Origin of the sequence: Caldimonas mangrovi (genome assembly GCF_023721835.1) — a bacterium.
Classification (GTDB): Bacteria; Pseudomonadota; Gammaproteobacteria; order Burkholderiales; family Burkholderiaceae_C; genus Caldimonas; species Caldimonas mangrovi.
Genome location: NZ_JAMKFE010000025.1, coordinates 1 through 24,720 on the forward strand (window position 1 = coordinate 1; position 24,720 = coordinate 24,720).

The following is a 24,720-nucleotide window of genomic DNA, read 5'->3' on the forward strand; positions in this document are numbered from 1 at the left end:
CCGCCGAACTTGCTCGACAGCACCGTCGTGATCGCCGCCGTCAGCGTCGTCTTGCCATGGTCCACGTGACCAATCGTCCCCACGTTCACGTGCGGCTTGGTACGCTCAAACTTGCCTTTTGCCATTTTTCCGATCTCCTGACGGTGGAATGCCGGTGTTGACGGTTTGTAGGGTTGGTGCCCATGACGCGGATCGAACGCGTGACCTCTCCCTTACCAAGGGAGTGCTCTACCACTGAGCCACATGGGCAGTCGACACTGGTTTGCTGGCCGGCTCGGCTTGCGGCAAACCGCTGGCGACTGGGCGCCTCTCACTCACATTCACTCTTCACCGCACCCCGCTTCGGCGACACCGAAGACTGGAATGCCCGGAATCACCCTGAGGCGACCCCCCGGCCCTGCGCCGCGCTTCGGGCCCGCGCGACCTCGAAGCACGCGGCTCGCTCAACCATCGCGAGCTGGCCGAACCCGCGGGCCCTCACCCATCCCGCCACCCCAGTTACCAGAGGGCCCGCTCGGGGGCCCTCTGGTAACTGGAGCGGGAGACGGGAATCGAACCCGCGTCATTAGCTTGGAAGGCTAAGGTTCTACCATTGAACTACTCCCGCCCGGGAGCACCGTCAGACCCGAAGGCCGTCCAGTAAGGTATCGCTTCAACCGCGCCCAAGCCAAACAACATTTGTTTCGCCTTGGTGGAGGAGGCTGGATTCGAACCAGCGTAGGCGTAAGCCAACAGATTTACAGTCTGCCCCCTTTAGCCACTCGGGCACCCCTCCGCGGCGAACCACAGATTCTAGCAGGGTCTTCGCGCGCCTGCCAATCCCCGCAGGCACAGCAGGGCTCACCACGCGATGCCGGTCTCGCCCGGGCGGTGCGCTGCCAGCCAGGCGTTGGCGGCCGAGAAGTGACGACAACCGATGAAGGGCTGCGGCGGGCGCAGCGCCGACAGCGGCGACGGATGATTGGCGGTCAGGACGGCGTGCCGGGTGGTGTCGATCAGCGGCAGCTTGCGTTGTGCCGGCGCTCCCCACAACAGGAAAACACTGGGCGCGGCATGCCGCGAAACCTGCTGGATCAGCGCGTCGGTCAAGCTTTCCCAGCCGCGCTGGGCATGGCTTTGCGGCTGACCGCCCTCGACGGTCAAAGCGGTGTTGAGCAGCAGGACGCCCTGTCGAGCCCAGCGGGTCAGGTCGCCGTCGGCAGGCATCGGCGCGCCGGTATCGGCCGCCACTTCCTTGTAGATATTGCGCAGGCTCGGCGGCAGCCTGGCGCCGGCCGGGACCGAGAACGCCAGCCCCTGGGCCTGCCCGGGGCCGTGGTACGGGTCCTGACCGAGCACCACCACCCTCACCGCAGCGAGGGGTGTGAGTTCCAGCGCCCGGAACACCTGGGCCGGATAAACGGTCGCGCCGTCGCGCACCCGCTGATCGACAAAGTCGACCAGCGCCTGGCCCGTCGCGGTGAAGCGGAAGGCGTCCGTGACCTCGCGCCACCCGGGCGGGACACGGTCGAAGCATGCGGCCAGCGACCCGCCCAGCCGGTTGTCGCCCGGTGCGCCGGCGGCGAACAGGTCCGGTTGAGCCGCCATCAGGCGAACAGCGCTTCCAGCGCGGCGCCGGGGTCCTCGGCACGCATGAAGGCCTCGCCGACCAGGAAGGCATGCACACCCTCCCCGCGCATGCGGCCGACGTCGTCTCGCGCGAGGATGCCGGATTCGGTGACCAGCAGGCGATCAGCGGGCACGTCGGGCAGCATGCCGAGCGTGGTCTCGAGGGTGACCTCGAAGGTGCGCAGATTGCGATTGTTGATGCCCACGAGCGGCGTCTTCAGCCGCAGCGCCCGCTGCAGCTCGTCACGGTCGTGCACCTCGACCAGCACGGCCAGCCCCAGCCCCTGCGCCGCCGCTTCGAGGTCTGCCATCTGCGCGTCGTCGAGACAGGCAGCGATCAGCAGGATGCAGTCGGCGCCCATCGCACGCGCCTCGAACACCTGGTATTCGTCGACCATGAAGTCCTTGCGCAGCACCGGCAGCGCGCAGGCGGCACGGGCCTGCTGCAGGTAGTCGGCGTGGCCCTGGAAGAAGCGTTCGTCGGTCAGCACCGACAAGCACGCGGCCCCGTGCCGTGCGTAGCTGTCGGCGATCTCGGCCGGCACGAAACGCTCGCGCAGGATCCCCTTGCTCGGGCTGGCCTTCTTGACTTCGGCGATCACCGCGGCCCGGCCGACGGCCATGCGTGCGCGCAAGCTGCCGGCAAAGTCACGCAGGTCGCGCCGGCCTTCGGCTTCGTCACGCAACGACGCCGCGCTGCGGCGCACCTTGGCCGCCGCGATCTCCTCGCGCTTCACGGCCACGATCTTCTGCAGGATGTCGCTCATGCTGCGGATTTCAGCTTCTGGGTCACGGCGGCGAACTGGCTCAGCTTCGCGAGTGCCTTGCCGGACGCCACCGCCTCACGCGCCATCTTGACGCCTTCGGCGACGGAGCCGGCGACGTCGGCGCAGTACAGGGCCGCGCCGGCATTGAGCAGCACGATGTCTCGCACCGGACCGTCCTCGTTCGCCAGCGCACGTTGGATGCACTGCACCGACTCTTCCTTGTTGGCGACCTTCAGCACCCGGGTGTCGTAGACCGGCAGCCCGAAGTCGCTCGGGTGCACGGTGTACTCGCGCACCTCGCCGTTCTTCAGCTCGCCGACCAGCGATTCGCCGGACAGCGAGATTTCGTCCATGCCGTTCATGCCGTAGACGATCATCACATGCTCGGACCCCAGCCGCTGCAGCACCCGCACCTGGATGCCGACCAGGTCGGGGTGGAACACGCCCATCAACTGGTTGGGCGCGCCGGCCGGGTTGGTCAGCGGCCCCAGGATGTTGAAGATGGTGCGGATGCCGAGTTCCTTGCGCACCGGCCCGGCGTGTTTCATCGACGCGTGGTGGTTGGGCGCGAACATGAAGCCGATGCCGGTTTCTTCCAGGCAGGCGGCGACCTGCTCGGGCCCGAGGTCGATGTGGACGCCGAGCGCCTCGAGCACGTCTGCGCTGCCCGAACTCGACGAGACGCTGCGCCCGCCATGCTTGGCGACCCGGGCGCCCGCCGCCGCGGCGACGAGCATCGAGGCGGTCGAGATGTTGAAGGTGTGCGCGGCGTCGCCGCCGGTGCCGCACAGGTCGACCAGGTGTGTCCTGTCGGCCACCGCCACCGGTGTCGCGAACTCGCGCATCACCTGTGCGGCTGCGGCGATCTCGCCGATGGTCTCCTTCTTGACCCGCAGGCCGACCGCCAGTGCGGCGATCATGACCGGCGACATCTCGCCGCTCATGATGCGGCGCATCAAGGCCAGCATCTCGTCGTGGAAGATCTCGCGGTGCTCGATCACGCGCACCAGCGCGTCGGTGTTGGTGATGGCCATGTCGTCTCGCCCTTCGCTCGTCAATGGCTGCACAGGAAGTTCTTCAGCATCGCGTGACCGTGCTCGGTCAGGATCGATTCCGGGTGGAATTGCACGCCCTCGATCGCCAGTTCCTTGTGGCGCACGCCCATGATCTCGCCGTCCTCGGATGTGGACGTGATCTCCAGGCAGTCGGGCAGCGACTCGCGCTCGATCGCGAGCGAGTGGTAGCGGATCACCGTGAAGGCCTTCGGCAGGCCCTGGTACACGCCCTGCTGGTCGGTCGTGATGACGCTGGTCTTGCCGTGCATCTGGCGTTGCGCGCGTACCACCCTGCCGCCCAGGGCGGCGCCGATGCTCTGGTGGCCCAGGCAGACGCCGAGGATGGGCAGCTTGCCGGCGAAATGCCGGATCGTGTCGACGCAGATGCCGGCCTCGGCGGGCGAGCATGGGCCGGGCGACAGCACCAGCCGTTCGGGTTGGAGTTCGGTGATGCCTTCGAGCGTGATCTCGTCGTTGCGGAACACGCGCACGTCCTGGCCCAGTTCGGCGAAGTACTGCACCAGGTTGAAGGTGAAGGAGTCGTAGTTGTCGATCATCAGCAGCATGGTCGTCTCTCCTTCGCTCAGAAGCCTTCTTCCACCAGTTCGGCGGCACGCAGCAGCGCCCGTGCCTTGGCTTCGGTTTCCTTCCATTCGAGTTCGGGCACCGAGTCGGCCACCACGCCGGCCGCCGCCTGCACGTACAAGGTGTTGTCCTTGACGATGCCGGTGCGGATGGCGATGGCAACATCCATGTCGCCGGCGTAGCTGAGGTAGCCGCAGGCGCCGCCGTAGATGCCGCGCTTGACCGGTTCCATCTCGTCGATGATCTCCATCGCGCGGATCTTCGGCGCGCCGGTCAGCGTGCCGGCCGGGAAGCTGGCACGCAGCACGTCGAGGTTGGTCATGCCGTCCTTCAGGATGCCTTCGACATTGCTGACGATGTGCATCACGTGCGAGTAGCGCTCGGTGACGAAAGCCTCGGTCACCTTCACGCTGCCGGTCTTGGCGATGCGGCCGATGTCGTTGCGCGCCAGGTCGATCAGCATCACGTGCTCGGCGCGCTCCTTCGGGTCGGCGAGCAGTTCTTCTTCGAGCGCCTTGTCCTGCTCGGGCGTGGCGCCACGCGGGCGCGTGCCCGCGATCGGGCGGATCACGACCTTTTCCCCTTCGGGGCTGTGTTCGTGCCGCACCAGGATCTCGGGCGAGGCACCGACGATCTGGAAGTCGCCCATGTCGTAGAAATACATGTACGGCGACGGGTTCAGCGAGCGCAGTGCACGGTACAGACTGAGCGGCGACTCGGTGTAGCGCTTCTTCAGGCGCTGGCCGATCTGCACCTGCATCATGTCGCCGGCGGCGATGTATTCCTTGGCCCGCAGCACCGCGTCGAGGTAGTCGTCCTTCGCGAACTCGCGCTCGATCGCATGCGAGATGCCGCGCTTGACCGGCGGCGCGGTGACGCTGAACTTCAGCTTGTCGATCAACTCGGCCAGGCGGCGCTTGGCGCGGAAGTACGCCTCCGGCTCGCGCGGGTCGGCATAGACGATCAGGTAGAGACGCCCGGACAGGTTGTCGATGACCGCGAGTTCCTCGCACTGCAGCAACAGGATGTCGGGCGTGTCGATGCCGCCCTCCTTGTGCACCTTGGCGAGCTTGGGCTCGATGTAGCGCACGGTGTCGTAGCCGAAGTAGCCGGCCAGCCCGCCGCAAAAGCGCGGCATGCCGGGACGCAGCGCCACCTTGAAGCGCTTCTGGTAGTCGGCGATGAAGTCGAGCGGGTTGCCTTCGTGCGTTTCGACGACCTGGTCGTCGGTGACCACTTCGGTGGTCCAGCCGTGGGTGCGCAGCAGCGTGCGCGCCGGCAGGCCGATGAACGAGTAGCGGCCGAAGCGCTCGCCGCCGACGACGGATTCGAGCAGGAAGCTGTATTTGCTGCGCCCGGTGGCGTAGGCCAGCTTCAGGTACAGCGACAGCGGGGTTTCGAGGTCGGCGAAGGCCTCGGAGATGAGGGGAATGCGGTTGTAGCCCTGCTGGGACAGGCTCTTGAATTCGAGTTCGGTGATCACGCGGTGGGCCCTCCAAGCCCGGCGGCGCCCGCGCTCGATGGCGGGGCTCCGCGGCAATGGGAAATTGTCGAGGGGAATCGTGGGATTCCGGGCGTGCCGGTGGGGCGCATGGGGTGCTCAGAAGAACGAGGCACCGCTCACGGCCGGCGGCAAATCAAACCAGTGCGTGCGGGCGACGCCAGGGCCAGGCTCCCCGGTCGTTCGAACCTTTGGTTTGTTTGCGCGAAATGAACATGGAGGCGGAGTGTAGCAGCGCCTTGTGGCCGGCCGGAACGGGCGGCCCCTGTCGCGACGGTGACACCTTGTCGCGGCCGGTCCAAAAATTTTCCGAACGTTCGTGCGTTTTCCCGATGGACAAGCGAGCCCGCAAGCCCAACACTGACCGGCTTGTCAAAACATGTAACAGGAGCAAACCGCCATGTTCCGACCCTGGTTCTCTGCTTTGGCCATTGCCCTGATCGGTCTCGGCGCAGCACACGCGCAGGCGACCGAGGTCGCCGGCGTCAAATTCGATCAGCAGATCCAATTGAACGGCGCGCCGCTGCAGCTCAACGGCGCCGGCGTGCGCTACAAGGCGATCTTCAAGGTGTACGCCGCGGGCCTGTACCTGACCCGGAAGGCCGCCACGCCCGAGGCGGTGATGGCTGCGACCGGCCCGCGCCGGCTGAACATCGTGATGCTGCGCGACATCGATGCCAATGAGCTCGGCAAGCTGTTCACCCGCGGCATGGAGCAGAACGCGTCGCGCGAGGACTTCGTCAAGTCCATCCCCGGCACGATCAAGATGGGCGAGATCTTCGCCGCGAAGAAGAAGCTGGCAAGCGGCGAGTCGTTCCAGGTCGACTGGGTGCCGGGCCAGGGCACCTACATCCTGGTCAACGGCAAGCCGATGGCCGAGCCGATCAAGGAGCCCGAGTTCTACACGTCGCTGATCAAGATCTGGCTGGGCCACCACCCGGCCGATGCGACGCTGAAGGACGCGTTGCTGGGCAAGGAAAAGGACCGGGCCGCGAATTCTTGAGCGCGCCCTGGGCCGGTGCCCTAGAACGCAGGTTCCAGTTCGTCGAGCCGGTCGACGAACCCGTCGGCCGGCGCGCTGCGCACCGGCTCGCCGTGGTTGTAGCCGTAGGTCACCAGCACGACCGGGCAGCCGGCGGCACGCGCCGCCATGGCATCGTTGATGGAGTCTCCGATCATCAGCGTGCGCGCCGGTTCGGTGCCCAGCGCCTCGCAGGTCTTCAGCAGCGGCAACGGGTCGGGCTTCTTGCGTTCGAAGGCGTCGCCGCCGAAGGCCCGCCGGAAGTAGGCGGCCAGGCCCTTGCGTTCCAGCAGCGGCAGCGCGAAAGCGGTCGGCTTGTTGGTCAGGCAGGCCAGCGGCAGGCCCAGCGCCGCCAGCCGCCGCAGCCCCTCGATGACGCCGGGAAATACCGCGGCATGCTCGCCGTTGATCGCCAGGTAGTGATGCTGGTAATGCGCCCATGCGTCTTCGTAGAGCCGGTGCACGCCTTCGGCGTCCTGGGTGCGCGCCAGCGTCTGGCGGATCAGGTGCTCGGAGCCCTTGCCCACGGTGCGCGCGACGAAGGCATGGTCGATGGGCGGCAGCGCGAGATCGCCCAGCATGCGGTTGAGGGCGACGACGAAGTCGCCGGCGGTATCGACCATCGTCCCGTCGAGGTCGACGATCACCCCCTGCAGGCCCGCGGGAAGCTTCATGCCGCCAGTTGCCCGCGCATCGCGTCGATGACGCCCTTGTAGTCGGGCTTGCCGAAGATGGCGCTGCCGGCGACGAAGGTGTCGGCACCGGCATCGGCGACCTGGCGGATGTTGTCGACCTTGATGCCGCCGTCCACTTCGAGGCGGATGTCGCGCCCGCTGGCGTCGATGATCTTGCGCACCTGCTCGATCTTCTTCAGCGCGGCGGGGATGAAGCTCTGGCCGCCGAAACCGGGGTTGACGCTCATGATCAGCACCAGGTCGACCTTGTCGATCACCCATTCCAGCACGTCGATCGGACTGGCCGGGTTGAACACCAGGCCGGCCCGGCAGCCTTCTGCCTTGATCAGTTGCAGCGTGCGGTCGACGTGGGTGCTGGCGTCGGGGTGGAAGCTGACCAGGTCGGCGCCGGCCTTCGCGAAGGCCTGGGCGAGCGCATCGACCGGCTGCACCATCAGGTGCACGTCGATCGGCACGGGCGTGCCGTCGGGTTGGCGGGCATGCGGACGCAGCGCTTCGCAGATCATCGGGCCGAACGTCAGGTTGGGAACGTAATGGTTGTCCATCACGTCGAAATGAATCCAGTCGGCGCCCGCAGCGATCACGTTGCGGACTTCTTCGCCCAGGCGGGCGAAGTCGGCGGAGAGGATGCTGGGGGCGATGCGGTAGGTCGTCATGGGGTCGTCCGGCGTGCAGGGCGCCATTGTAGGGAGCCTCCTTGCTACCATCGCCGCCAGGGACAAGGGCCAGACACTACATCTCCATGAGCACCTACGAATTCACCTGCAGCGTCGAGCCGCAGTACCTGCCAGAGCAGTCGAACCCGGTGCAAGGCGTCTACGCCTTTGCCTACACCGTGACGATCGAGAACACCGGTGACGTGCCGGCGCAGCTGATCTCGCGCCACTGGGTCATCACCGACGCGAACGGCAAAGTCGAGGAGGTCAAGGGCCTCGGTGTGATCGGGCAGCAGCCCTTCCTGAAGCCCGGCGAAGGCTTCGAGTACACCAGCTGGACGCGCATCGGCACGCCGCGCGGCACGATGAGCGGCAGTTATTTCTGCGTTGCCGAGGACGGCGAACGCTTCGACGCGGTGGTGCCGGCCTTCTCGCTCGCGGTGCAGCGCAGCGGGCTGCATTGATGCGCGGGCTCCGGGCGGTCCTGGCACCGTCGGTCTGGGACCTGAGCTCGCTGCTGTCGGTGCTGAACCCACGTGCCGAGCTGGCCGAGCGCAACCTGTGGTGGGTGCGGCTGGCCGAATGGCTGCGCCACGCGCCGTTGCGCAAGGAAGGCGTCGAGACGCCCGAGACCGGCACCGCCACCCCGCTGCCCGTGCTGCGCCTGCGCCACCTGTTGAACCTGCTCGACCGCCAGCCGGACTACCGGGCCCAGGTGGTCGAGCTGATTGCCCGCACCCTGGAAGACATGGACGCGACGCTGCTGCTGGCCGACTTCGGCTTCGCACCGCGCATGGCTTTTTTCGGCGAACTGGCCGAGCGGGTGCAGCGCAAGCTGCTGCCCGGCACTTCGCAGACGCGCGACCTGGCCGAGCTGTTCCAGCTGGTGTTCGCCGACGAAGCCGACCCGGCCTGGCTGAACGCGATCGATGATGCGACGCTGGGCCGCCTGGCGGCGTTGCTGCAGGAGGCCGTGGCCGCTTCGCGCCACCCTCAGGCGGCCGCACACTGGCGCTCGGCGCTGCTCGACGCGATGATGTTCTGCATCAGCCAGGTGCGCGCGACCGCGTTTTCCGCCGAGATCCGCACGCGGCTGTCCGAGTCGGCCCGGGCCTTGTCGCCGTTCCGGCAGCTGACACGCGCCTTCGATGAGCTGCGCACCCGGCTGGAATCGGACGACACCACGCCTGCGCAGCTGGTGCCGGCCCTCGGCTACGCCCACGCGCTGCTGGACGCCTGCCGGCGCGACGCCGGCACGGTGTACGACCACCTGGAGGAGTACGGCGTCTCGGTCGACATCGTCTTTGCGCTGCAGCAACTGCAGGCGCGGCTGGAGCGGGTGCACCTGCTGCTCGACTGCCTGCTGAGCAAGGACCCGGCGCGCGCGGTGCGCGAGCTGATGGTGCAGTTCGCCGAGACCGCGCAGCGACGCCGCAGCGTGCGGGCGCTGCTGGCGCGCAACTACTCGCTGCTGGCACGCAAGATGGTGGAGCGCAGCGCCGAAACCGGCGAGCACTACATCACCCGCAACCGGTCCGAGTACCTGCAGATGTTCTGGCGTGCAGCCGGTGGCGGCGCCGTCACGACGATGACGGTGCTCGTCAAGTTCCTGTTGACCGGGCTCGGGTTGTCGCCGTTCTTCACCGGCTTCGCGGCCGGGCTGAACTACGCCGCGAGTTTCGTCGCGATCCAGCTGGCGCACTTCACGCTGGCGACCAAGCAGCCGGCGATGACAGCGCCGGCTATGGCCGCCAAGCTCGACGACGTCGGCTCCGACGCGGCGGTGGAGGGTTTCGTCGACGAAGTCGCGCACCTGATCCGCACGCAGGCCGCGGGCATCCTCGGCAACGTCGCGGTCGTGCTGCCCTGCGTGCTGATGGTGCAGCTGGCGTGGCAGGCAGCCTTCGGCGCGCCGCTGGTCGACGCGGAAAAGGCCGCCTACTCGGTGGCCTCGCTGACTGTGCTGGGCTGGACACCGCTGTACGCGGCGGCCACCGGCGTGTTGCTGTTCGCGTCCAGCATCGTCGCCGGTTGGGCCGAGAACTGGTTCGTGCTGCACCGGCTCGGTAGCGCGCTGCGCTGGAACCCGCGCATCCTGGCACGGCTGGGCGAGTCGCGGGCCACGCGCTGGTCGGCCTATCTGCAAGCCAACGTCTCGGGCTTCGCCGGCAACATCGCGCTGGGCTTCATGCTGGGCCTGGTGCCGGCGTTCGCGGGCTTCTTCGGCATCCACTTCGACGTGCGGCACGTGACGCTGGCCAGCGGCCAGCTCGGCGCGGCACTCGGTGCGCTCGGCTGGGAGCTGGTCTACACGCCGGGCTTCTGGCTCGCAGCCGCCGGCATCGCCTTGACCGGCGTGCTGAACGTGAGCGTCAGCTTTCTGCTCGCCTTCCGGCTGGCGCTGCGCTCGCGCAACGTCCGGCTGAAAGACCGCGCCCGCCTGTATGCCGCCGTCAGGCGGCGCCTGCGGCGCCAGCCCATGAGCTTCCTGCTGCCGCTGCGGGTCGCAAAGGCGCAGGCCGCGTGATGAACTTTGACGTTGCGACGGGACTCAAGGCGATGGCGGGTTGTCGTCCGCGGGTGGCGTCTCGTCGGTGCGGCTGCGGTCCTTGCGGCCCGAGAACATCGTCCACCAGACGATGAAGATCAGGATCAGGAGGGCGCCGAGCGCCTCCAACAAAATCAACCACATGGCCTTTCCTTCGCTTTGCCTGCCGCGCGCCCACCGGATGTGGGGCGCCCTGATTCTAGGAATGCTGGCGTCCTGCGCCAGCCCGCCCGCGCCCGGCCCGGCGCCGGACCCTTCCATCACAGCCCCTGCCGGGCCGGCAGCTGCCACCACCGCCACGGTCATCGAACAGCCGCGCTCGCGCTGGGTGCCGGTCGGCTGGGACGCGCTGCCCGGCTGGGGCGGCGACCAGATCCAGTTCGCCTGGCCGGCCCTGTTGCGCAGCTGCCAGCGCCCCGCCCCCGCCTGGACGCGCGCGTGTGCCGAGGCCCTGGCGCTGCCCGAACCGACCGAAGCCGCGGTGCGCCGGTGGATGCAGCACCGCCTGCAACCCTATCGGGTCGAGCCGCGCGACGGCGCGGCGTCGGACGGGCTGATCACCGGCTACTTCGAGCCGCTGATCGAGGCCCGCCGCGAGCCGGACGCCCAGTTCCGCGTGCCGCTGTACCGGCCACCGGCCGACTTCGGCAAGCGCAAGCCGTACTGGACCCGTGCCCAGCTCGAGACCCTGCCCGCGGCACGCGCCAAACTGCGCGGCAACGAGCTGGCCTACGTGGCCGACCCGCTGGATGCGCTGGTGCTGCACATCCAAGGCTCGGGCCGGCTGCTGCTCACCGAGCCCGACGGCCGCCAGCGTCTGGTGCGGGCGGCCTTTGCCGGCCACAACGACCACCCGTACCGCTCGGTCGGCCGCTGGCTGGTCGAGCAGGGCGCGTTTTCGCTCGAACAGGCGTCGTGGCCGGCGATCAAGGCCTGGGCGCGTGCCCACCCGAAGCGCGTGCAGGAGATGCTGCAAATCAACCCCCGCTATGTGTTCTTCCGCGAAGAACCGCTGCCCGACCCGAGTATCGGCCCGCTGGGCGCCCAGGGCGTGCCGCTGACGCCGGGCCGCTCGATCGCGGTCGACCGCGAGTCCATCCCCTACGGCACACCGGTGTGGATCGACACCACTGAGCCGACGCCTGCGCCGGTGCCCGCGCCGCGCCCGCTGCAGCGGCTGGTGATGGCCCAGGACACCGGCGGGGCCATCGTCGGGGCCGTGCGGGCCGATTACTTCTGGGGCTGGACCGAAGGCGCCGAGGAGTTCGCGGGCCGCATGAAGCAGCCGCTGCGCATGTGGGTGCTGTGGCCGCGCTCGTGAGCGCGGTGGCTCACCGGCGCATCGCCTGACGGTAGCGCCCAGGCGGCACGCCGTGGGCCGCACGGAAGCGGTTCACGAGATGGCTGGCGCCGGCGAAGCCGCAAGCCTGCGCGACGTGCTCGAGCGGTGCATCGGTGGTGCACAACATCGAACGTGCGCGTTCCAGCCGCCGCTGCAGCACCCAGGCGTGCGGCGCCATGCCGAACGAGACCCGGAACATGTGCGCGAAATGGTGCTCGGACAGCGCGGCCTGCGCCGCCAGTTCGCCGACCGTCAGCGGCGATGAGAGGTGCGCGTCGATGTGCTCGGCCAGACGCCGGCGCAGCGCCGGAGCCAAGCCGCCGCGTGATGTCCACACAGTTGGCCGGCCGGCATGAGCCTGTACCAGCCGGGTCAGCACCTGGTGCGCGAGCGCATTGGCGTGCAGCCGGGCGTCGACGTCGTTCCAATCCAGACAGGCCATGGCCGCCAATGGCGACGCGACCTCGGCATCTTCGAAGAAGGTGCGCTCGTGCAGGTTGAGCTCACGCGGCTCGCGGTCGAGCAGACGCACCGCCAGCGGTGCCAGCCGCTCATGCTCGAAATACAGGTGCAGGAAGCGCTGCTCGCTGCCCACCACCCAGCTCGAGTCGTGCTCGGCCGGCATCACGCACAAGCGCCCCGGCGCGCCGCGCTGCGCCGGCGACCCGGTACGGAAGGTGCTGAAGCCGCCCTGCAGGTAGAGCGACACCGTGTGGTGGCTCGGACGCTCGTAGCGCGTCGCGTCGTGCGCATTGCACCAGATAGCCGCCGAAAACCCGTCGCCCAGCGACACGCCGCGTTGCAGCCGGGCGCGCGAGCGGGTGCGCAACGTGTCGAACACGTCGGTGTGCGGAGGGGCGTGCAGATCGGCGGGCATGGTGGGCTCGAAGTCCCCCACTGTACGCAAGCTCGGCGCGGTTGGCCGAAGCGCCGGCAAACAAACCGCAGATTCGTGCAACCGGCCGCGGCCCCAGGCGGCCAGACTGCCCGCCATGACCGCCGCTCTTTACTTCCTCACTGTCGCGATCTGGGGCACCACCTGGATCGCTCTGAAGTGGCAGCTCGGCCCGGTGCCGATCCCGCTGTCCATCGTCTACCGCTTCGCGCTGGCGGCGCTGGTGCTGTTCGCCGTATTGGCATTGAGCGGCCGCCTGCGCCGGCCGAAGGACGGCGCCATGACGCTGATCGCCGCGCAGGGCATCTGCCTGTTCTGCCTGAACTTCATTTGCTTCCTGCACGCGAGCCGCTACATCCCGAGCGGGCTGGTGGCGGTGCTGTTTTCGACCGCCACGGTGTGGAACGCGATCAATGGCCGGCTGTTCCTAAAGCGGCCGATCTCGGCGCAGGTGGTCGCGGGCGGCACGGTCGGCATGCTGGGGCTGGCGCTGCTGTTCTGGCCCGAGCTGGCGCATGCGAGCGGGCAATCCGGTGCCTGGCTGGGGCTGCTGCTCGGGCTGGCGGGCACGCTGTGCTTTTCAGCCGGCAACATGCTGTCGGCCCGTCTGCAGGCCGCCGGCCACACGCCGCTGGTTACCAATGCGTGGGGCATGCTGTTCGGTGCCATGGTGCTGCTCGCCGTGCACGCCGCGAGCGGCGGCGACTGGGTCTTCGACACATCGGCGCGCTATGTCGGTGCCCTGCTCTATCTGGCGATCCCGGGTTCGGTGATCGGCTTCACCGCCTACCTGATGCTGGTCGGCCGGCTGGGGCCCGAGCGGGCAGCGTACTGCACCGTGCTGTTCCCCGTCGTGGCGCTCAACGTCTCGGCGCTGTTCGAGGGCTACCAGTGGACGCCCTTGGCCGGGGCGGGCCTGGTATTCGTGATGCTCGGCAACGCGCTGGTGTTCCGCAAGCCGCGGACGGCGGCGGGCGGACGAGCCGCCGCAGACCGCCCGCCCGTCTGAGCGTCAGAACTTGACATCGCCGTGGATGACGCGCGGCGCGGCACTCACGGCGGGCTTGGCACCGATGTAGATGTCGGAGTCGCTGCTGGACGGGTCCTGCAGCCCGGCGGCGCTCGGCAGCGTCAGCTCGCTGGGCAACGTGACACCGGCCGCGGCGCACACGGCCGGGTCCTTGCGTGCGAAGCGGATCTCGCGGTCCAGCCACTTGACCAGCATCGGCTCGCCGTTGCTCATCACGCGGCCGAGCGTCTCGTCGAACGGGATCACGAAGGCCGGCACGTAACGCGACTCGGGCGTCTCGCAGCTCACGCGCTCGTTGGTCAGGCGCGACACGCAATGCCCGGGGATACCCCACAGCTCGCCGAAACCGCCGTACTCGAGCACGATGGACTTGCCGGCGTACTGGCCGTAGGCCGCACCGCTCGGCACCTCGTAGTTCACCTGCAGCGGCGGGTCGAAGCTGACGATGGCGCCATTACCGTCCTTCACCACGGCGAACTGATTCCACTGGTTGGGCCCGGTCTCCCACTGATAGTAGGTGTCCAGCGACTCCAGCTCATGGTCGCAGTACTTCGTTGCGTCGAAGTCGCACGCCGCATCGCTCAGCGCCGCGAACAGTCGGCCGCTGCGCACGCCCCATTGGTATTGGGGACGCGACGCCAGGGCATCGCCGTCGGTGAAGGTCACGGCAGAGCCCGTATGGTCCTTCAGCACGGCGTTGGCCGCATCGGTGGTGTAGCTGACGACGGCACTGCCATCGCTTGGCTCCCAATGGTTGAAGGTGGCATCCAGATAGGGCGACGGTCCGGCCGAGCCATCGGCGAAGAATGCGGCCATCGAAGCCGCCGTCGGACAATCGCGCAGGCAGAACAGCGTCGCCGGCATCTGGCTCGGGTAGACCAGATCCTGAACGCGGTAGATCACCTCCACGGCCGTCGAGTCGACGGTATCGCCCGCACTTTCGAGGGCGACATAGACTTCGCCGCCGAGCGCCTGCGACCAGCCGCGCGCACCGCCCTTGTTCGCAAAGTACGACGGCAACACCGACTGCTCGGCGGAAAGATCGCGCGTCTGGCATTGCTCGGTGCATTCCAGCACCCCGGTGACCTTGAACACGCCCGCGGCGTTGTCCCAGTAGACCTCGTACTGCTTGTTCGGCTGCGCACCTTCGAAGAAGCCGGCCACGTCCCCGACGAAACTGTAGAACTTGATCTTGTCGATCGCCGCCAGCGTGCGCGTGCGCTTGCTGTACTTCATCAACCGCCCCTCCGACTGCAGCAGCGTGTAGGCGGTCTTGGTCGGCGGTTGATCTGCCACGTACTGCACGCGCTGCACGGTCGCTCCGTTGCCCGCACCGGCTTCCTCGGGCAGCCACAGGCCCCAGTAGCCGATGTGGCCGTGGTAGAGGGTACCGTTGCCGGCTTCGTACTCGATCGGGAAGCCGGACTGCCGCGTCACGCGCTCGCCGGTGCCGGCATCGTACAGGCCATAGCGCCACACGGACATGCCGGTCTCGGGATCGTCCGCGTCGCGCGTGAAGCATTGGTCCTGCACGCCGTTCGAGCGCCGGAAGTAGTCGGCGTTGTAGGCGAACGAGAAGGCGATCTGCTGACCCATCTCGTCGATCTGCAACACGCCTGCGCCACTGTCGGGGCCCGATTTGGTGAGTTGCAGTGCCTTGGTGCTGCTGCCGCCAGGCCCGGCGGGCTCGATCTCGTAGTAGCTGATGCCGCCGGCGCTTCCCTCCAGAAAGCCACGCATCATGCAGGGGCCGTCGTCGGCCTTGCCGCAATAGTCGAGCCGGAAGACGCCGTAGGGGTTGCCGTCGGAAGGCGGCTCGGTGGCGGTGGTGTTCACGAAGATCGTGACGTCGAAGTCGCGCTCCGACTCCTCGACCCAGGTCCGAACACGCATCGGCTCGTCGTTGGACGTCCGAGACGAATCGACGATGGCCCGCATGTAGGACGGTGCATTGGAGCCGGAGTTCGTGGCGCCCGAGTTGCTCGTGCTCGATCGCGATTCGGGATCGCACTTGCCCTTGTCGACCAGGGCCACATAGGTGTCCTTGTTGACCAGCGCATCGGGGCGCATGGCCGACATGAAGCACATGATCATGTTCACCTGGTTCACCCCGCGCGAGGTGGCGTCCTCGACGTTGGTGTGCTGCGTGTCGGTCGCATAGGGCGAGGTCGCGCCCGGCGCGGCATCGGCGCTGCCTGCCAGGGCGCCGATGAGCATCGGAAGCACCAGCAGGCGCCAAGTCGGAAGTCGGTTGTCCATGGTTGTTCCCCTTCGCCTCGACCTTAGTTCCCGTTCTTCGGCGTCACGACGGAGACGCTGTTGGGAGTGCTGATGCCTTGTACCGTTTCGGACCCTCCCGAAGAGGCCCCGGACGACGACGACGAGCCGCCGCAGGCCGCCAGCGCGAGCGTCGAGAAAACAGCCGCATACGCGGCGCAACGAGCCAATCGGTCCATGCGGAACCTCCTGTGTGCGAGTCATCGAAAACCGGGAGCAGTGCCACTGCCCGCGGGCGAGCCGGCCAAGGCAGAGGCCGGCGCGGCCGGATGCGGACATACGGTGTATCGACGGCGGCGGCGGGGGAGTTGAGGGGGGGAGATCAGCGCGCGTGATGCAGTACGCGCAGAAAGTCGGGGCACAGACGGACGGTCGGAAACCCCGGGTTTTCCTGGCTCCCGGCGCGCTCCGAAGGCTTACCGTCATGGTTTGGCAAGCACGTCACGGGCCGCCCGCGCCAGAGGCGACACGGTCCCTCACCGCGGGCATGTACGGCGACCATTCGCCGCTCGCCGCGATCGGTCCACGGCTTCTCCGCGAGCCGATCGCACGCGCGACCTCCATCTTGGAATCGATCGCGCTCAGGATGCAGCCGCGGACGTCCCCGCGGATCGGCGAACCGATGGGCAGCGACCCCTTGCCGGTTCTCTTGAAGGTTTCAGGGGGCAGTCACCCGCATCTGCACCACCGAGCGGCGACTGCCGCGTGCCTCGGCGCTGGACCAGTTGCCTCGCTCGATGGTGTGTTGCTCCTCGAGCGTGTCGGCGATTGTCACCCACTCGCCGAGCGGGACCTGCACGCGGGTTAATGTCGTGCCGCCTTCGCGCAGGGGCCGATCCTGCATGCCGGACGTCGGGTCGTTGAAGCGGCTCGACTCGGCCGCGATCTCCACCGTCACCGGTTCGCCGCCTCCGGGCCAGCGCGGCTGCACCGTGAAGCCACGCCCGGCTTCGAGCATCACCTTGGACGGCACCAGCGTCGCGCCGTCGCGGGCGTTCCAGATCACCTGGTACCACTGCAACGGCTGCTGCTGCGCGAGCCGGATACCGGCGCGTCCCCCGTTGAGCACCAGCACCTGTTGCGTGCCGTCACCGCGCGTCACGCTTTCGCGGCGGGTGGTGTGCACCGTCACGCCCCCCTGCGCGTTGACAGTACGGTGGCTGGAAATCACCACCGAGCCGGAGGCGCTGGCACCCTGGCGGGCCAGCTCGGTTTGGTCCCCCTGGCGCAGTTCGATGCGCAGATTGCGCTGCGGCAGCCCGGGCTGTGCGAACACGCTGGGACAACCCGCCCCCAGGACGGCAGCGACGACCCATATGCGACGTGAAGCGTTCACTTTCGACTCCTGCGGCCCGGCATCTGCCCGGCCGTGCGATATGCACTGTAGCGGGCAGGCCGACGGCTTCGCGCTGTCGCCGCATGGCGACTGCAGCTTTACACAGCTTCACCCAGCGGACGCAACCATGATGCATCGCGATTCGAGCATGCCTGCATGAAGATCCTTCCGCTTCGTTCCTCGGCGCCGGGCCGGTGGTCGCGCTGGGGCGCCTGCAGCCTGGCCCTCGTGCTCGCCGCCTGCGCAAGCCCGCCGCCCCGTCCTGCCGCCCACCGGAACGCGCCTGCCGCCTCGGCCCGGCCGCTGTATTTCTACCCGCAGCAGGGGCAAGGTGAACGGCGCCAGGACCGCGACCGCTACGAGTGCTACCAGTGGGCCTCGCGGCAAACGCGCAGCGACCCCGGGATGACGCCGCTGCGCACCTATGTGCACGCGGCACCGGCACCCGACCCTGCGCCCGGCCGGGACACTGCGGTGGGCGCGTTGGGCGGCGCGATGATCGGTGGTGCCGTGGCCTCACGTCACCACACCGCCGAAGGCGCGGCGGTGGGCCTGGTGCTCGGCGCGTTGATCGGTGCGGCGTCGGACCAGGCCCGTGCCGATGCGGCGCGACAGACTCAAGCCGCCACCCGGTACGCCACCCCGCCGTGGCACGACTTCCGCCGCGCGATGTCGGCCTGCATGGCCGGGCGCGGCTACACCGTGGGTTGACAGCCCCTGGAGCGATCAACATGGATTCGATGCCGTTCATACCCTGGCTGCAGATCGTCGCGATGGCGACCGTGCTGGCATGCCCGGTGGTCTCGCAAGCCGAACCGGCCGACAGGGATCGCGGCGCCCGGCAAAAAGAGCAGCGGGCCGAGCCCCGCGGGGCGCAGTTGCGTGACCACGACCGCGAACGCGGGCCGCGCCCGGCGCCGCCGCGCCTGCGTTCGCCCAGCGAGCGCCCCGCACCCGACGTCCATCGCCCGCCGCACGTGCGCTCGGGCGATCGCGAACGCCGGCCCCATTGGGACGACGATCGGCGCAGACGGCACGACCGGCCACCGCCACACTGGCACGACGATCGGCGCTGGGACCGGCCGCCTCACCATCACTCTCACTATCGTCACGCGCCTCGCTACCGTTGGGGCCACCACGTGTCGTCATTGGGGCCGCGCGCGCACTTGTCGCTGCACTTCGGTGAGCGCTACTGGTTCGACGACGGCTTCTGGTACACGCCGGCACCATCGGGCTTCGTGGTCGTGCGCCCGCCCGTCGGCGTCTACCTGAACGCGCTGCCGGTCGGCTACACGCTGGTGCGCGTCGGGCCCAGCGTCTACTACCACGCGAACGGCGTGTACTACACCGAAGCGCCGAGCGGGGGCTACCAGGTGGCCCAGGTGCAGGACGACGACCCAGCGCCGTCCTACCAGCCGCCCATGGTGTACCCGGCGCGCGGCCAGTCGGCCGAGCAGCAGCGCAGCGACGAATACGAGTGCCATACCTGGGCGGTCGACCGCGCCGGCTTCGACCCGACGCTGGTGCCGCTCGGGCAGGGCCCTGAAGGCGACTCGGTCCTGCGGGGCAACTACCAGCGCGCGCTGACCGCCTGCCTCGAAGGCCGCGGCTACACGGTGAAGTAAAGCGCGCTCAGCTGCCGCCCTTGCGCGGCGACTTGCCCGGGTTCTTCTTGTTGCGGGTGTGCGGGCCGCGCCCGCGCGAGATCTGTTCGTTCATGGATCGGTCCTCGTGGAGGGTTGAAAGACTTGCAGCGCAAGGCGCGGCAAGCGCCGTTCCCAACGTCAGCCGGCAGTGCGTGCCCGCGGCTTCAGATGCCCCAGCGGCAAGGCCCGGCTGGCCTTCACCTCGCCCAGCGAGAAGCTGGTGTGCAGGTCCTTCACGTTGGGCAGCTTGAACAGCGTGTCCATGGCCCAGCGCGAATAAGCGTCGAGGTCGGTCGACATCACCTGCAGCTCGAAGGTGCCCGAGCCCGAGATGTAGTGGCACGAGATCACCTCGGGCAGTGCCCGGATCGCGTCTTCCAGCTCGCGCGTGGCCACCGCGTTGTTGCGCTCGGCATCGACCCGCACGAAGGCCAGCACGCCCAGGCCGATCTTGTGGCGGTCGATCTCGGCCCGGTAGCCCTTGATGTAGCCCTGCTCTTCCAGTGCCTTCACGCGACGCCAGCACGGGCTGGGCGACAGACCGATGCGGGCGGCCAGCTCGGCGTTGGACAGACGCGCATCCTGCTGCAGCTCGTGCAGGATCGCGATGTCGTAGCGATCCAGCCCCTCTTCAAGTTCGCCGGCGGTGGCCGTCGCGGCAGAGAAGCTGCGGGTTTTCCCTTGGTCGCCGGTTTTTGAGGGCATTTCTTTCCTTGCATTCGCGTTCAAGGGGTGATTATTCCCACATCGGCGTTGTTCGAGGCAAAGAAAGAAAAGACTTGCCCGCGGGAGATTCCTAAACTGGGGGACCATGGTGCCGGCCCGGCGCGCCACAAGTGCGCCTGCGGCGACAGGCCCCCACAAGGAGTTCCTCACGATGAATGCCCCGCTCCCCGAGTCGATCCGCCGCGCGCTGGAATCGGTCACCCTGGACGACAAGTACGCGCTCGACCATGGCCGTGCCTTCATGAGCGGCGTGCAGGCGCTGGTCAGGCTGCCGATGCTGCAGCGCACGCGCGACGCGATGGCCGGCCTCAACACCGGCGGCTTCATCAGCGGCTACCGCGGCTCGCCGCTCGGCGGCTACGACCAGGCGCTGTGGCAGGCGAAGAAACACCTGGCGGCCAACCACATCGTGTTCCAGCCCGGCGTCAACGAAGAACTCGGCGCCACCGCAGTGTGGGGCACGCAGCAGCTGGACCTGTACCCCGAACAGAAAAAGTTCGATGGCGTGTTCGGCATCTGGTACGGCAAGGGCCCTGGCGTGGACCGCTCGCTCGACGTGTTCAAGCACGCCAACATGGCCGGCACCGCGAAGCACGGCGGTGTCATCGCGATCGCGGGCGACGACCACATCTCCAAGAGCTCGACCGCCGCGCACCAGAGCGACCATGTGTTCAAGGCGGTCGGTTTCCCGGTGTTCTTCCCGACCAACGTGCAGGAGATCCTGGACCTCGGCCTGCATGCCTTCGCAATGAGCCGCTTTGCCGGCGTGTGGGCCGGCATGAAGACGATCCAGGAGATCGTCGAATCGTCGTCCAGCGTGTGGGTCGACCCGGACCGCGTCAACATCGTGCTGCCGGAAGACTTCGCGATGCCGCCGGGCGGCCTGCACATCCGCTGGCCCGACCCGCCGCTGGAGCAGGAAGCGCGGCTGATGAACTACAAGTGGTACGCCGCACTCGCCTATGTGCGCGCGAACCGGCTGAACCACACGGTGATCGACTCGCCGAATGCGCGCCTGGGCCTGATCGCCAGCGGCAAGGCCTACAACGACACGCGCCAGGCGCTGCACGAGCTGGGCCTGGACGACGACACCTGCCGCCGCATCGGCATCCGGCTGCACAAGGTCACCGTGGTGTGGCCGCTGGAAGCCTCGATCACACGCGAGTTCGCGACCGGCCTGCAGGAGATCCTGGTCATCGAGGAAAAGCGCCAGGTCATCGAATACCAGATCAAGGAAGAGCTCTACAACTGGCGCGAGGACGTGCGCCCCAACGTGCTCGGCAAGTTCAACGAGCCCGATGGCGACCACTCGGGCGGCGAATGGTCGATGCCCAACCCGGCGTCGAACTGGTTGCTGCGCGCACAGGCCGACCTGAACCCGGCGCTGATCGCGAAAGCCATCGCCCAGCGCCTCGAGAAACTCGGCCTGATGCAGCAGCTCGGCAGCGACCTGCGGGCCCGCATCGCCGCGCGCATGGCGGTCATCGAGGCGAAGGAGCGCAGCGAGCAGACGCTCAAGCTCGACACCGACCGCGCGCCGTGGTTCTGCAGCGGCTGCCCGCACAACACCAGCACCCGGGTTCCCGAAGGCTCGCGCGCAGTGGCCGGCATCGGCTGCCACTACATGACGGTGTGGATGGACCGCAGCACCAGCACCTTCACGCAGATGGGCGGCGAAGGCGTGCCGTGGGTCGGGCAGGCGCCGTTCACGAACGAACAGCACATCTTCGCCAACCTGGGCGACGGCACCTACTTCCACAGCGGGCTGCTGGCGATCCGCCAGAGCATCGCCGCCGGCGTCAACATCACCTACAAGATCCTCTACAACGACGCGGTGGCGATGACCGGCGGCCAGAAGGTCGGCGAGCGCCCTGAAGGCCATTCGGTGCTGCAGATCATGCAAAGCCTGATCGCCGAGGGCGTCGGCAAGCTGGTGATCGTGACCGACGAGCCGGGCAAGTACCACGGCGTGTCGCTGCTGTCCGGCGTGACGGTGCACCACCGCGACGAGCTCGACCGCCTGCAGCGCGAGTTCCGCGAACTCAAGGGCACCACCGCGATCATCTACGACCAGACCTGCGCGACCGAAAAACGCCGCCGCCGCAAGCGCGGCACGATGGCCGACCCGGCCAAGCGCGTTGTCATCAATGAGCTGGTGTGCGAAGGCTGCGGCGACTGCTCGGTGCAGAGCAACTGCCTCAGCGTCGAGCCGGTCGAGACCGAGTTCGGCCGCAAGCGCCGCATCAACCAGAGCACCTGCAACAAGGACTATTCCTGCGTGAAGGGTTTCTGCCCGAGCTTCGTCACCGTCGAAGGCGGCGAGCTGAAGTCGGCGAAGAAGTCCAAGGCCGGGCGGCCCGACCCGTTCACTTTGCCCGAACTGCCCGAGCCGGCGCTGCCGCTGGCCGAACAGGCCTACGGCATCGTGGTCGCCGGTGTCGGCGGCACCGGCGTGATCACCATCGGCCAGTTGCTGGGCATGGCTGCCCACCTGGAAGGCAAGGGCATCGTCACGCAGGACGCGGCGGGCCTGGCGCAAAAGGGCGGCAGCACCTGGAGTCACATCCAGATCGCGAACCGCGCCGAGGCGATCCACACCACCCGCGTCGGCACCGCCGAAGCCGACCTGGTGATCGGCTGCGATCCGATCGTCGCCGCCAACAAGACCACCCTCGGCACGATGGTCGAGGGCCGCACCCGCATTGCGCTCAACTCGCACGGCGCGCCGACCGCTGCCTTCGTGACCAACCCCGACTGGCAGTTCCCCGGCGGCAGCTGCGAGACGCTGCTGGCGAAAACGGTGGGCGCAGCCAACCTGGGCCGCTTCGATGCAGAGCAGTTGTCGGTACGCCTGCTCGGCGACTCGATCTATGCGAACCCGATGATGCTGGGCTACGCATGGCAGAAGGGTTGGGTGCCGCTGACGCGCGCCTCGCTGATGCGCGCGATCGAACTGAACGGCGTGCAGGTCGACAACAACAAGGCCGCCTTCGAGTGGGGTCGCCGCATTGCCCACGACCTCGCGGCCGTCGAGGCGCTTGCGCAGCCGCAGACCCAGGTGGTGCAGTTCGTCAAGAAGACCGCGCAATCGCTGGACGACATCGTCGCGAAACGCGAGGAGTTCCTGACCGGCTACCAGAACGCGGCGTATGCGCAGCAGTACCGCAGCTTCGTCGACCGGGTGCGCGCCGCCGAAGCGCCGCTCGCATCGACCCGGCTCACCGAGGCGGTCGCGCGCTACCTGTTCAAGCTGATGGCCTACAAGGACGAGTACGAGGTGGCGCGACTGCACACCGACCGGAGCTTCCTGTCCAGGATCGAGCAGCAGTTCGAAGGCGACTACAAGCTGGTCTATCACCTCGCCCCGCCGCTGACCGCGAAGCGCAACGACCGTGGCGAACTGGTCAAGCGCCCGTTCGGCCCGTGGATGCTGAAGGCCTTTGGCGTGCTCGCGAAGCTGAAGGGTCTGCGCGGCACGGCATTCGACGTGTTCGGCCACACCGAGGAGCGCAAGACCGAGCGGGCCCTGATTTGCCAGTACAAGGACAGCATCGAGGAGGTGCTGGCCTCGCTGAACGCCGAGCGGCTGGCGCTGGCGGTCGAGATCGCTCGCATCCCGGAGGAGATCCGCGGCTACGGCCACGTGAAGGAGCGGCACTTGAAGGCGGCGCGCACCAAGTGGGACCGGCTGATGGCCGACTGGCGCCAGCGCGGCAGCCTGCCCGAGGCCGCCTGAGGGCCGGCGGGCGCTCGCCGCGCCCGCCGCTGTTCACAGCATCTCGACCGCAACGGCGGTGGCTTCGCCGCCGCCGATGCACAGCGTGGCGATGCCGCGCTTCAGCCCGCGCCGACGCAGCGCGCCCAGCAGCGTGACGAGGATGCGGGCCCCCGATGCGCCGATCGGGTGGCCCAGCGCACAGGCGCCGCCATGTACGTTGAGCGCTTCGTGGTTCACCCGGTGTTCGTGCATCACCGCCATCGCCACCGCGGCAAATGCCTCGTTCACTTCCCACAGGTCGACGTCGGCGACGCTCCAGCCGGCCTTCTTCAACAGTTTCGCGATGGCGCCCACCGGCGCCGTCGTGAACCAGCGCGGCTCCTGCGCATGGACCGCCTGGGCGCGTAGGCGCGCCAGCGGCTTCAGTCCCCGTTGCATCGCGGTGGACTCGCGCATCAGCACCATCGCGGCCGCACCGTCGCAGTTGCTCGACGAACTGGCAGCGGTGAGGGTGCCGTCTGCCTTGAACGCGGGGGCAAGCGTCGGGATCTTCTCGGCCTTCAGCTTGAACGGCCGCTCGTCGCGTGCGATCACCGCCGGGCCGCCTTTGCCGCCCACCGCCACCGGCGCGATCTCCCAGTCGAAGCTGCCGTCCTCGTTCGCGCGCCGCGAGCGCTCGACCGAGGCCATTGCAAACGCGTCCATCGCTTCGCGGCCGAAACCGTACTTCGCCGCGCATTCCTCGCCGAACAGCCCCATCGGCTTGCCGGGCTCGTAGGCGTCTTCCAGCCCGTCGAGCGTCATGTGGTCGTACAGCGCGGCGCTGCCGGCCTTGATGCCCTTGCGAACGAAGGCCAGGTGCGGCGCGTTGCTCATGCTCTCCATGCCGCCGGCGACCAGGAGGTCGGCACTGCCGCTCATCAGCATGTCGTGCGCGAACATGGCGGCACGCATGCCGGAGCCGCACACCTTGTTCAAGGTGACGGCACCGACCGCATCGGGCAGCCCCGCGCGCCGCAACGCCTGCCGCGCCGGTGCCTGGCCCTGCCCGGCCATCAGCACGTTGCCCATCAGCACTTCATCGACCGCGTCGCCGGGCACGCCGGCGCGTTCGATGGCGGCGCGTATCGCGACGGCGCCGAGTTCCCAGGCCTGCAGGCCGGCCAGATCGCCGAGCAACCCGCCGATGGGCGTGCGCGCGGCCGAGACGATGACGACGGAATCGGACATGACGGCGTTCTCCTTGATTGAGCAGCAATGGATGGTGCGGTGCACCATTTGAGCCGGTAAGTCCGTGCGGCTACAGTGTCCGGA

General features: G+C 68.2%; 23 protein-coding genes and 3 tRNA genes. 8 read left to right on the forward strand and 18 right to left on the reverse strand.

The window, feature by feature from the left end:
* The 9 genes from M8A51_RS25210 to trpE form a co-directional block, all read right to left on the reverse strand.
* Positions 1-125: GTP-binding protein (locus M8A51_RS25210; RefSeq protein ID WP_233175816.1), on the reverse strand; the 125-nt coding region annotated here is incomplete at its 3' end.
* Positions 126-174: 49 nt separating this feature from the next.
* Positions 175-249 (reverse strand) — tRNA-Thr (locus tag M8A51_RS25215).
* 284 nt (positions 250-533) lie between these two features.
* Positions 534-607, reverse strand: a tRNA-Gly gene (locus tag M8A51_RS25220).
* Between the two features lie 82 nt (positions 608-689).
* Positions 690-775, reverse strand: a tRNA-Tyr gene (locus tag M8A51_RS25225).
* A gap of 65 nt (positions 776-840) precedes the next feature.
* Positions 841-1,587 (reverse strand): uracil-DNA glycosylase, encoded by a 747-nt coding sequence (locus M8A51_RS25230; protein ID WP_251781386.1) that lies wholly within the window; start codon positions 1,585-1,587, stop codon positions 841-843.
* A complete protein-coding gene (gene trpC, locus M8A51_RS25235) occupies positions 1,587-2,375 on the reverse strand; it encodes an indole-3-glycerol phosphate synthase TrpC (protein WP_251781387.1) in 789 nt (262 codons plus the stop codon). The genes M8A51_RS25230 and trpC overlap by 1 nt, the downstream gene beginning before the upstream one ends.
* On the reverse strand, positions 2,372-3,409 hold the full coding sequence (trpD, locus tag M8A51_RS25240; protein WP_251781388.1) for an anthranilate phosphoribosyltransferase: 1,038 nt from the start codon (positions 3,407-3,409) through the stop codon (positions 2,372-2,374). Before trpD ends, trpC begins: the two co-directional genes overlap by 4 nt.
* 20 nt (positions 3,410-3,429) lie before the next feature.
* On the reverse strand, positions 3,430-3,996 hold the full coding sequence (locus tag M8A51_RS25245; protein ID WP_251781389.1) for an aminodeoxychorismate/anthranilate synthase component II: 567 nt from the start codon (positions 3,994-3,996) through the stop codon (positions 3,430-3,432).
* 17 nt (positions 3,997-4,013) lie between these two features.
* Positions 4,014-5,498: an anthranilate synthase component I gene (gene trpE / locus M8A51_RS25250; RefSeq protein ID WP_251781390.1), complete on the reverse strand. Its 1,485-nt coding sequence runs from the start codon at positions 5,496-5,498 to the stop codon at positions 4,014-4,016.
* Between the two features lie 418 nt (positions 5,499-5,916).
* Between trpE and M8A51_RS25255 the strand changes: the two genes are divergently transcribed.
* Positions 5,917-6,519, forward strand: coding sequence for a chalcone isomerase family protein (locus tag M8A51_RS25255; RefSeq protein WP_251781391.1), 603 nt, complete (start codon positions 5,917-5,919; stop codon positions 6,517-6,519).
* 20 nt (positions 6,520-6,539) lie between these two features.
* On the opposite strand, the gene gph is transcribed toward M8A51_RS25255, so the two are convergent.
* Positions 6,540-7,211 (reverse strand): phosphoglycolate phosphatase, encoded by a 672-nt coding sequence (gene gph / locus M8A51_RS25260; protein WP_251781392.1) that lies wholly within the window; start codon positions 7,209-7,211, stop codon positions 6,540-6,542.
* Entirely contained in the window at positions 7,208-7,888 is a 681-nt protein-coding gene (rpe, locus tag M8A51_RS25265) for a ribulose-phosphate 3-epimerase (protein WP_251781393.1), read from the reverse strand. Before rpe ends, gph begins: the two co-directional genes overlap by 4 nt.
* An 86-nt stretch (positions 7,889-7,974) precedes the next feature.
* On the opposite strand from rpe, the gene apaG reads away from it, so the two are divergent.
* Positions 7,975-8,352 (forward strand): Co2+/Mg2+ efflux protein ApaG, encoded by a 378-nt coding sequence (apaG, locus tag M8A51_RS25270; RefSeq protein WP_251781394.1) that lies wholly within the window; start codon positions 7,975-7,977, stop codon positions 8,350-8,352.
* Complete coding sequence (locus M8A51_RS25275) at positions 8,352-10,415, forward strand: site-specific recombinase (RefSeq protein WP_251781395.1); 2,064 nt, start codon at positions 8,352-8,354, stop codon at positions 10,413-10,415. Before apaG ends, M8A51_RS25275 begins: the two co-directional genes overlap by 1 nt.
* A gap of 24 nt (positions 10,416-10,439) precedes the next feature.
* Here the strand turns inward: M8A51_RS25275 and M8A51_RS25280 are convergent, their stop codons facing one another.
* The gene (locus M8A51_RS25280; protein WP_251781396.1) at positions 10,440-10,580 is read right to left on the reverse strand and encodes a hypothetical protein; all 141 of its coding nucleotides are present in this window, start codon (positions 10,578-10,580) and stop codon (positions 10,440-10,442) included.
* On the opposite strand from M8A51_RS25280, the gene mltA reads away from it, so the two are divergent.
* Positions 10,513-11,757 (forward strand): murein transglycosylase A, encoded by a 1,245-nt coding sequence (mltA, locus tag M8A51_RS25285; RefSeq protein ID WP_251781427.1) that lies wholly within the window; start codon positions 10,513-10,515, stop codon positions 11,755-11,757. The genes M8A51_RS25280 and mltA overlap by 68 nt on opposite strands.
* Positions 11,758-11,767: 10 nt before the next feature.
* Here mltA and M8A51_RS25290 read toward each other — a convergent pair whose 3' ends face one another.
* Entirely contained in the window at positions 11,768-12,655 is an 888-nt protein-coding gene (locus tag M8A51_RS25290; RefSeq protein WP_251781397.1) for an AraC family transcriptional regulator, read from the reverse strand.
* A 115-nt stretch (positions 12,656-12,770) separates the two neighbouring features.
* Here M8A51_RS25290 and M8A51_RS25295 point away from each other — a divergent pair, with 115 nt between their 5' ends.
* The gene (locus tag M8A51_RS25295) at positions 12,771-13,682 is read left to right on the forward strand and encodes a DMT family transporter (protein ID WP_251781398.1); all 912 of its coding nucleotides are present in this window, start codon (positions 12,771-12,773) and stop codon (positions 13,680-13,682) included.
* Positions 13,683-13,685: 3 nt separating this feature from the next.
* Here M8A51_RS25295 and M8A51_RS25300 read toward each other — a convergent pair whose 3' ends face one another.
* The 3 genes from M8A51_RS25300 to M8A51_RS25310 form a co-directional block, all read right to left on the reverse strand.
* Positions 13,686-15,962: a hypothetical protein gene (locus M8A51_RS25300; protein WP_251781399.1), complete on the reverse strand. Its 2,277-nt coding sequence runs from the start codon at positions 15,960-15,962 to the stop codon at positions 13,686-13,688.
* A gap of 23 nt (positions 15,963-15,985) precedes the next feature.
* Positions 15,986-16,159: a hypothetical protein gene (locus M8A51_RS25305; protein ID WP_251781400.1), complete on the reverse strand. Its 174-nt coding sequence runs from the start codon at positions 16,157-16,159 to the stop codon at positions 15,986-15,988.
* 479 nt (positions 16,160-16,638) lie between these two features.
* Positions 16,639-17,316: a hypothetical protein gene (locus tag M8A51_RS25310; RefSeq protein ID WP_251781401.1), complete on the reverse strand. Its 678-nt coding sequence runs from the start codon at positions 17,314-17,316 to the stop codon at positions 16,639-16,641.
* A gap of 156 nt (positions 17,317-17,472) precedes the next feature.
* On the opposite strand from M8A51_RS25310, the gene M8A51_RS25315 reads away from it, so the two are divergent.
* Positions 17,473-18,027 carry a hypothetical protein gene (locus tag M8A51_RS25315; protein WP_251781402.1) on the forward strand — a complete coding sequence of 185 codons (555 nt, stop codon included), beginning with the start codon at positions 17,473-17,475 and terminating at the stop codon, positions 18,025-18,027.
* Positions 18,028-18,047: 20 nt separating this feature from the next.
* On the forward strand, positions 18,048-18,941 hold the full coding sequence (locus M8A51_RS25320) for a DUF6515 family protein (RefSeq protein ID WP_251781403.1): 894 nt from the start codon (positions 18,048-18,050) through the stop codon (positions 18,939-18,941).
* Between the two features lie 159 nt (positions 18,942-19,100).
* Here M8A51_RS25320 and M8A51_RS25325 read toward each other — a convergent pair whose 3' ends face one another.
* Entirely contained in the window at positions 19,101-19,667 is a 567-nt protein-coding gene (locus M8A51_RS25325; RefSeq protein WP_251781404.1) for an Lrp/AsnC family transcriptional regulator, read from the reverse strand.
* Positions 19,668-19,839: 172 nt separating this feature from the next.
* On the opposite strand from M8A51_RS25325, the gene M8A51_RS25330 reads away from it, so the two are divergent.
* On the forward strand, positions 19,840-23,424 hold the full coding sequence (locus M8A51_RS25330) for an indolepyruvate ferredoxin oxidoreductase family protein (protein WP_251781405.1): 3,585 nt from the start codon (positions 19,840-19,842) through the stop codon (positions 23,422-23,424).
* A gap of 33 nt (positions 23,425-23,457) precedes the next feature.
* Here the strand turns inward: M8A51_RS25330 and M8A51_RS25335 are convergent, their stop codons facing one another.
* Positions 23,458-24,636, reverse strand: a complete 1,179-nt coding sequence (locus M8A51_RS25335; RefSeq protein WP_251781406.1) for an acetyl-CoA C-acyltransferase — start codon at positions 24,634-24,636, stop codon at positions 23,458-23,460.
* Positions 24,637-24,720 lie beyond the last annotated feature (84 nt).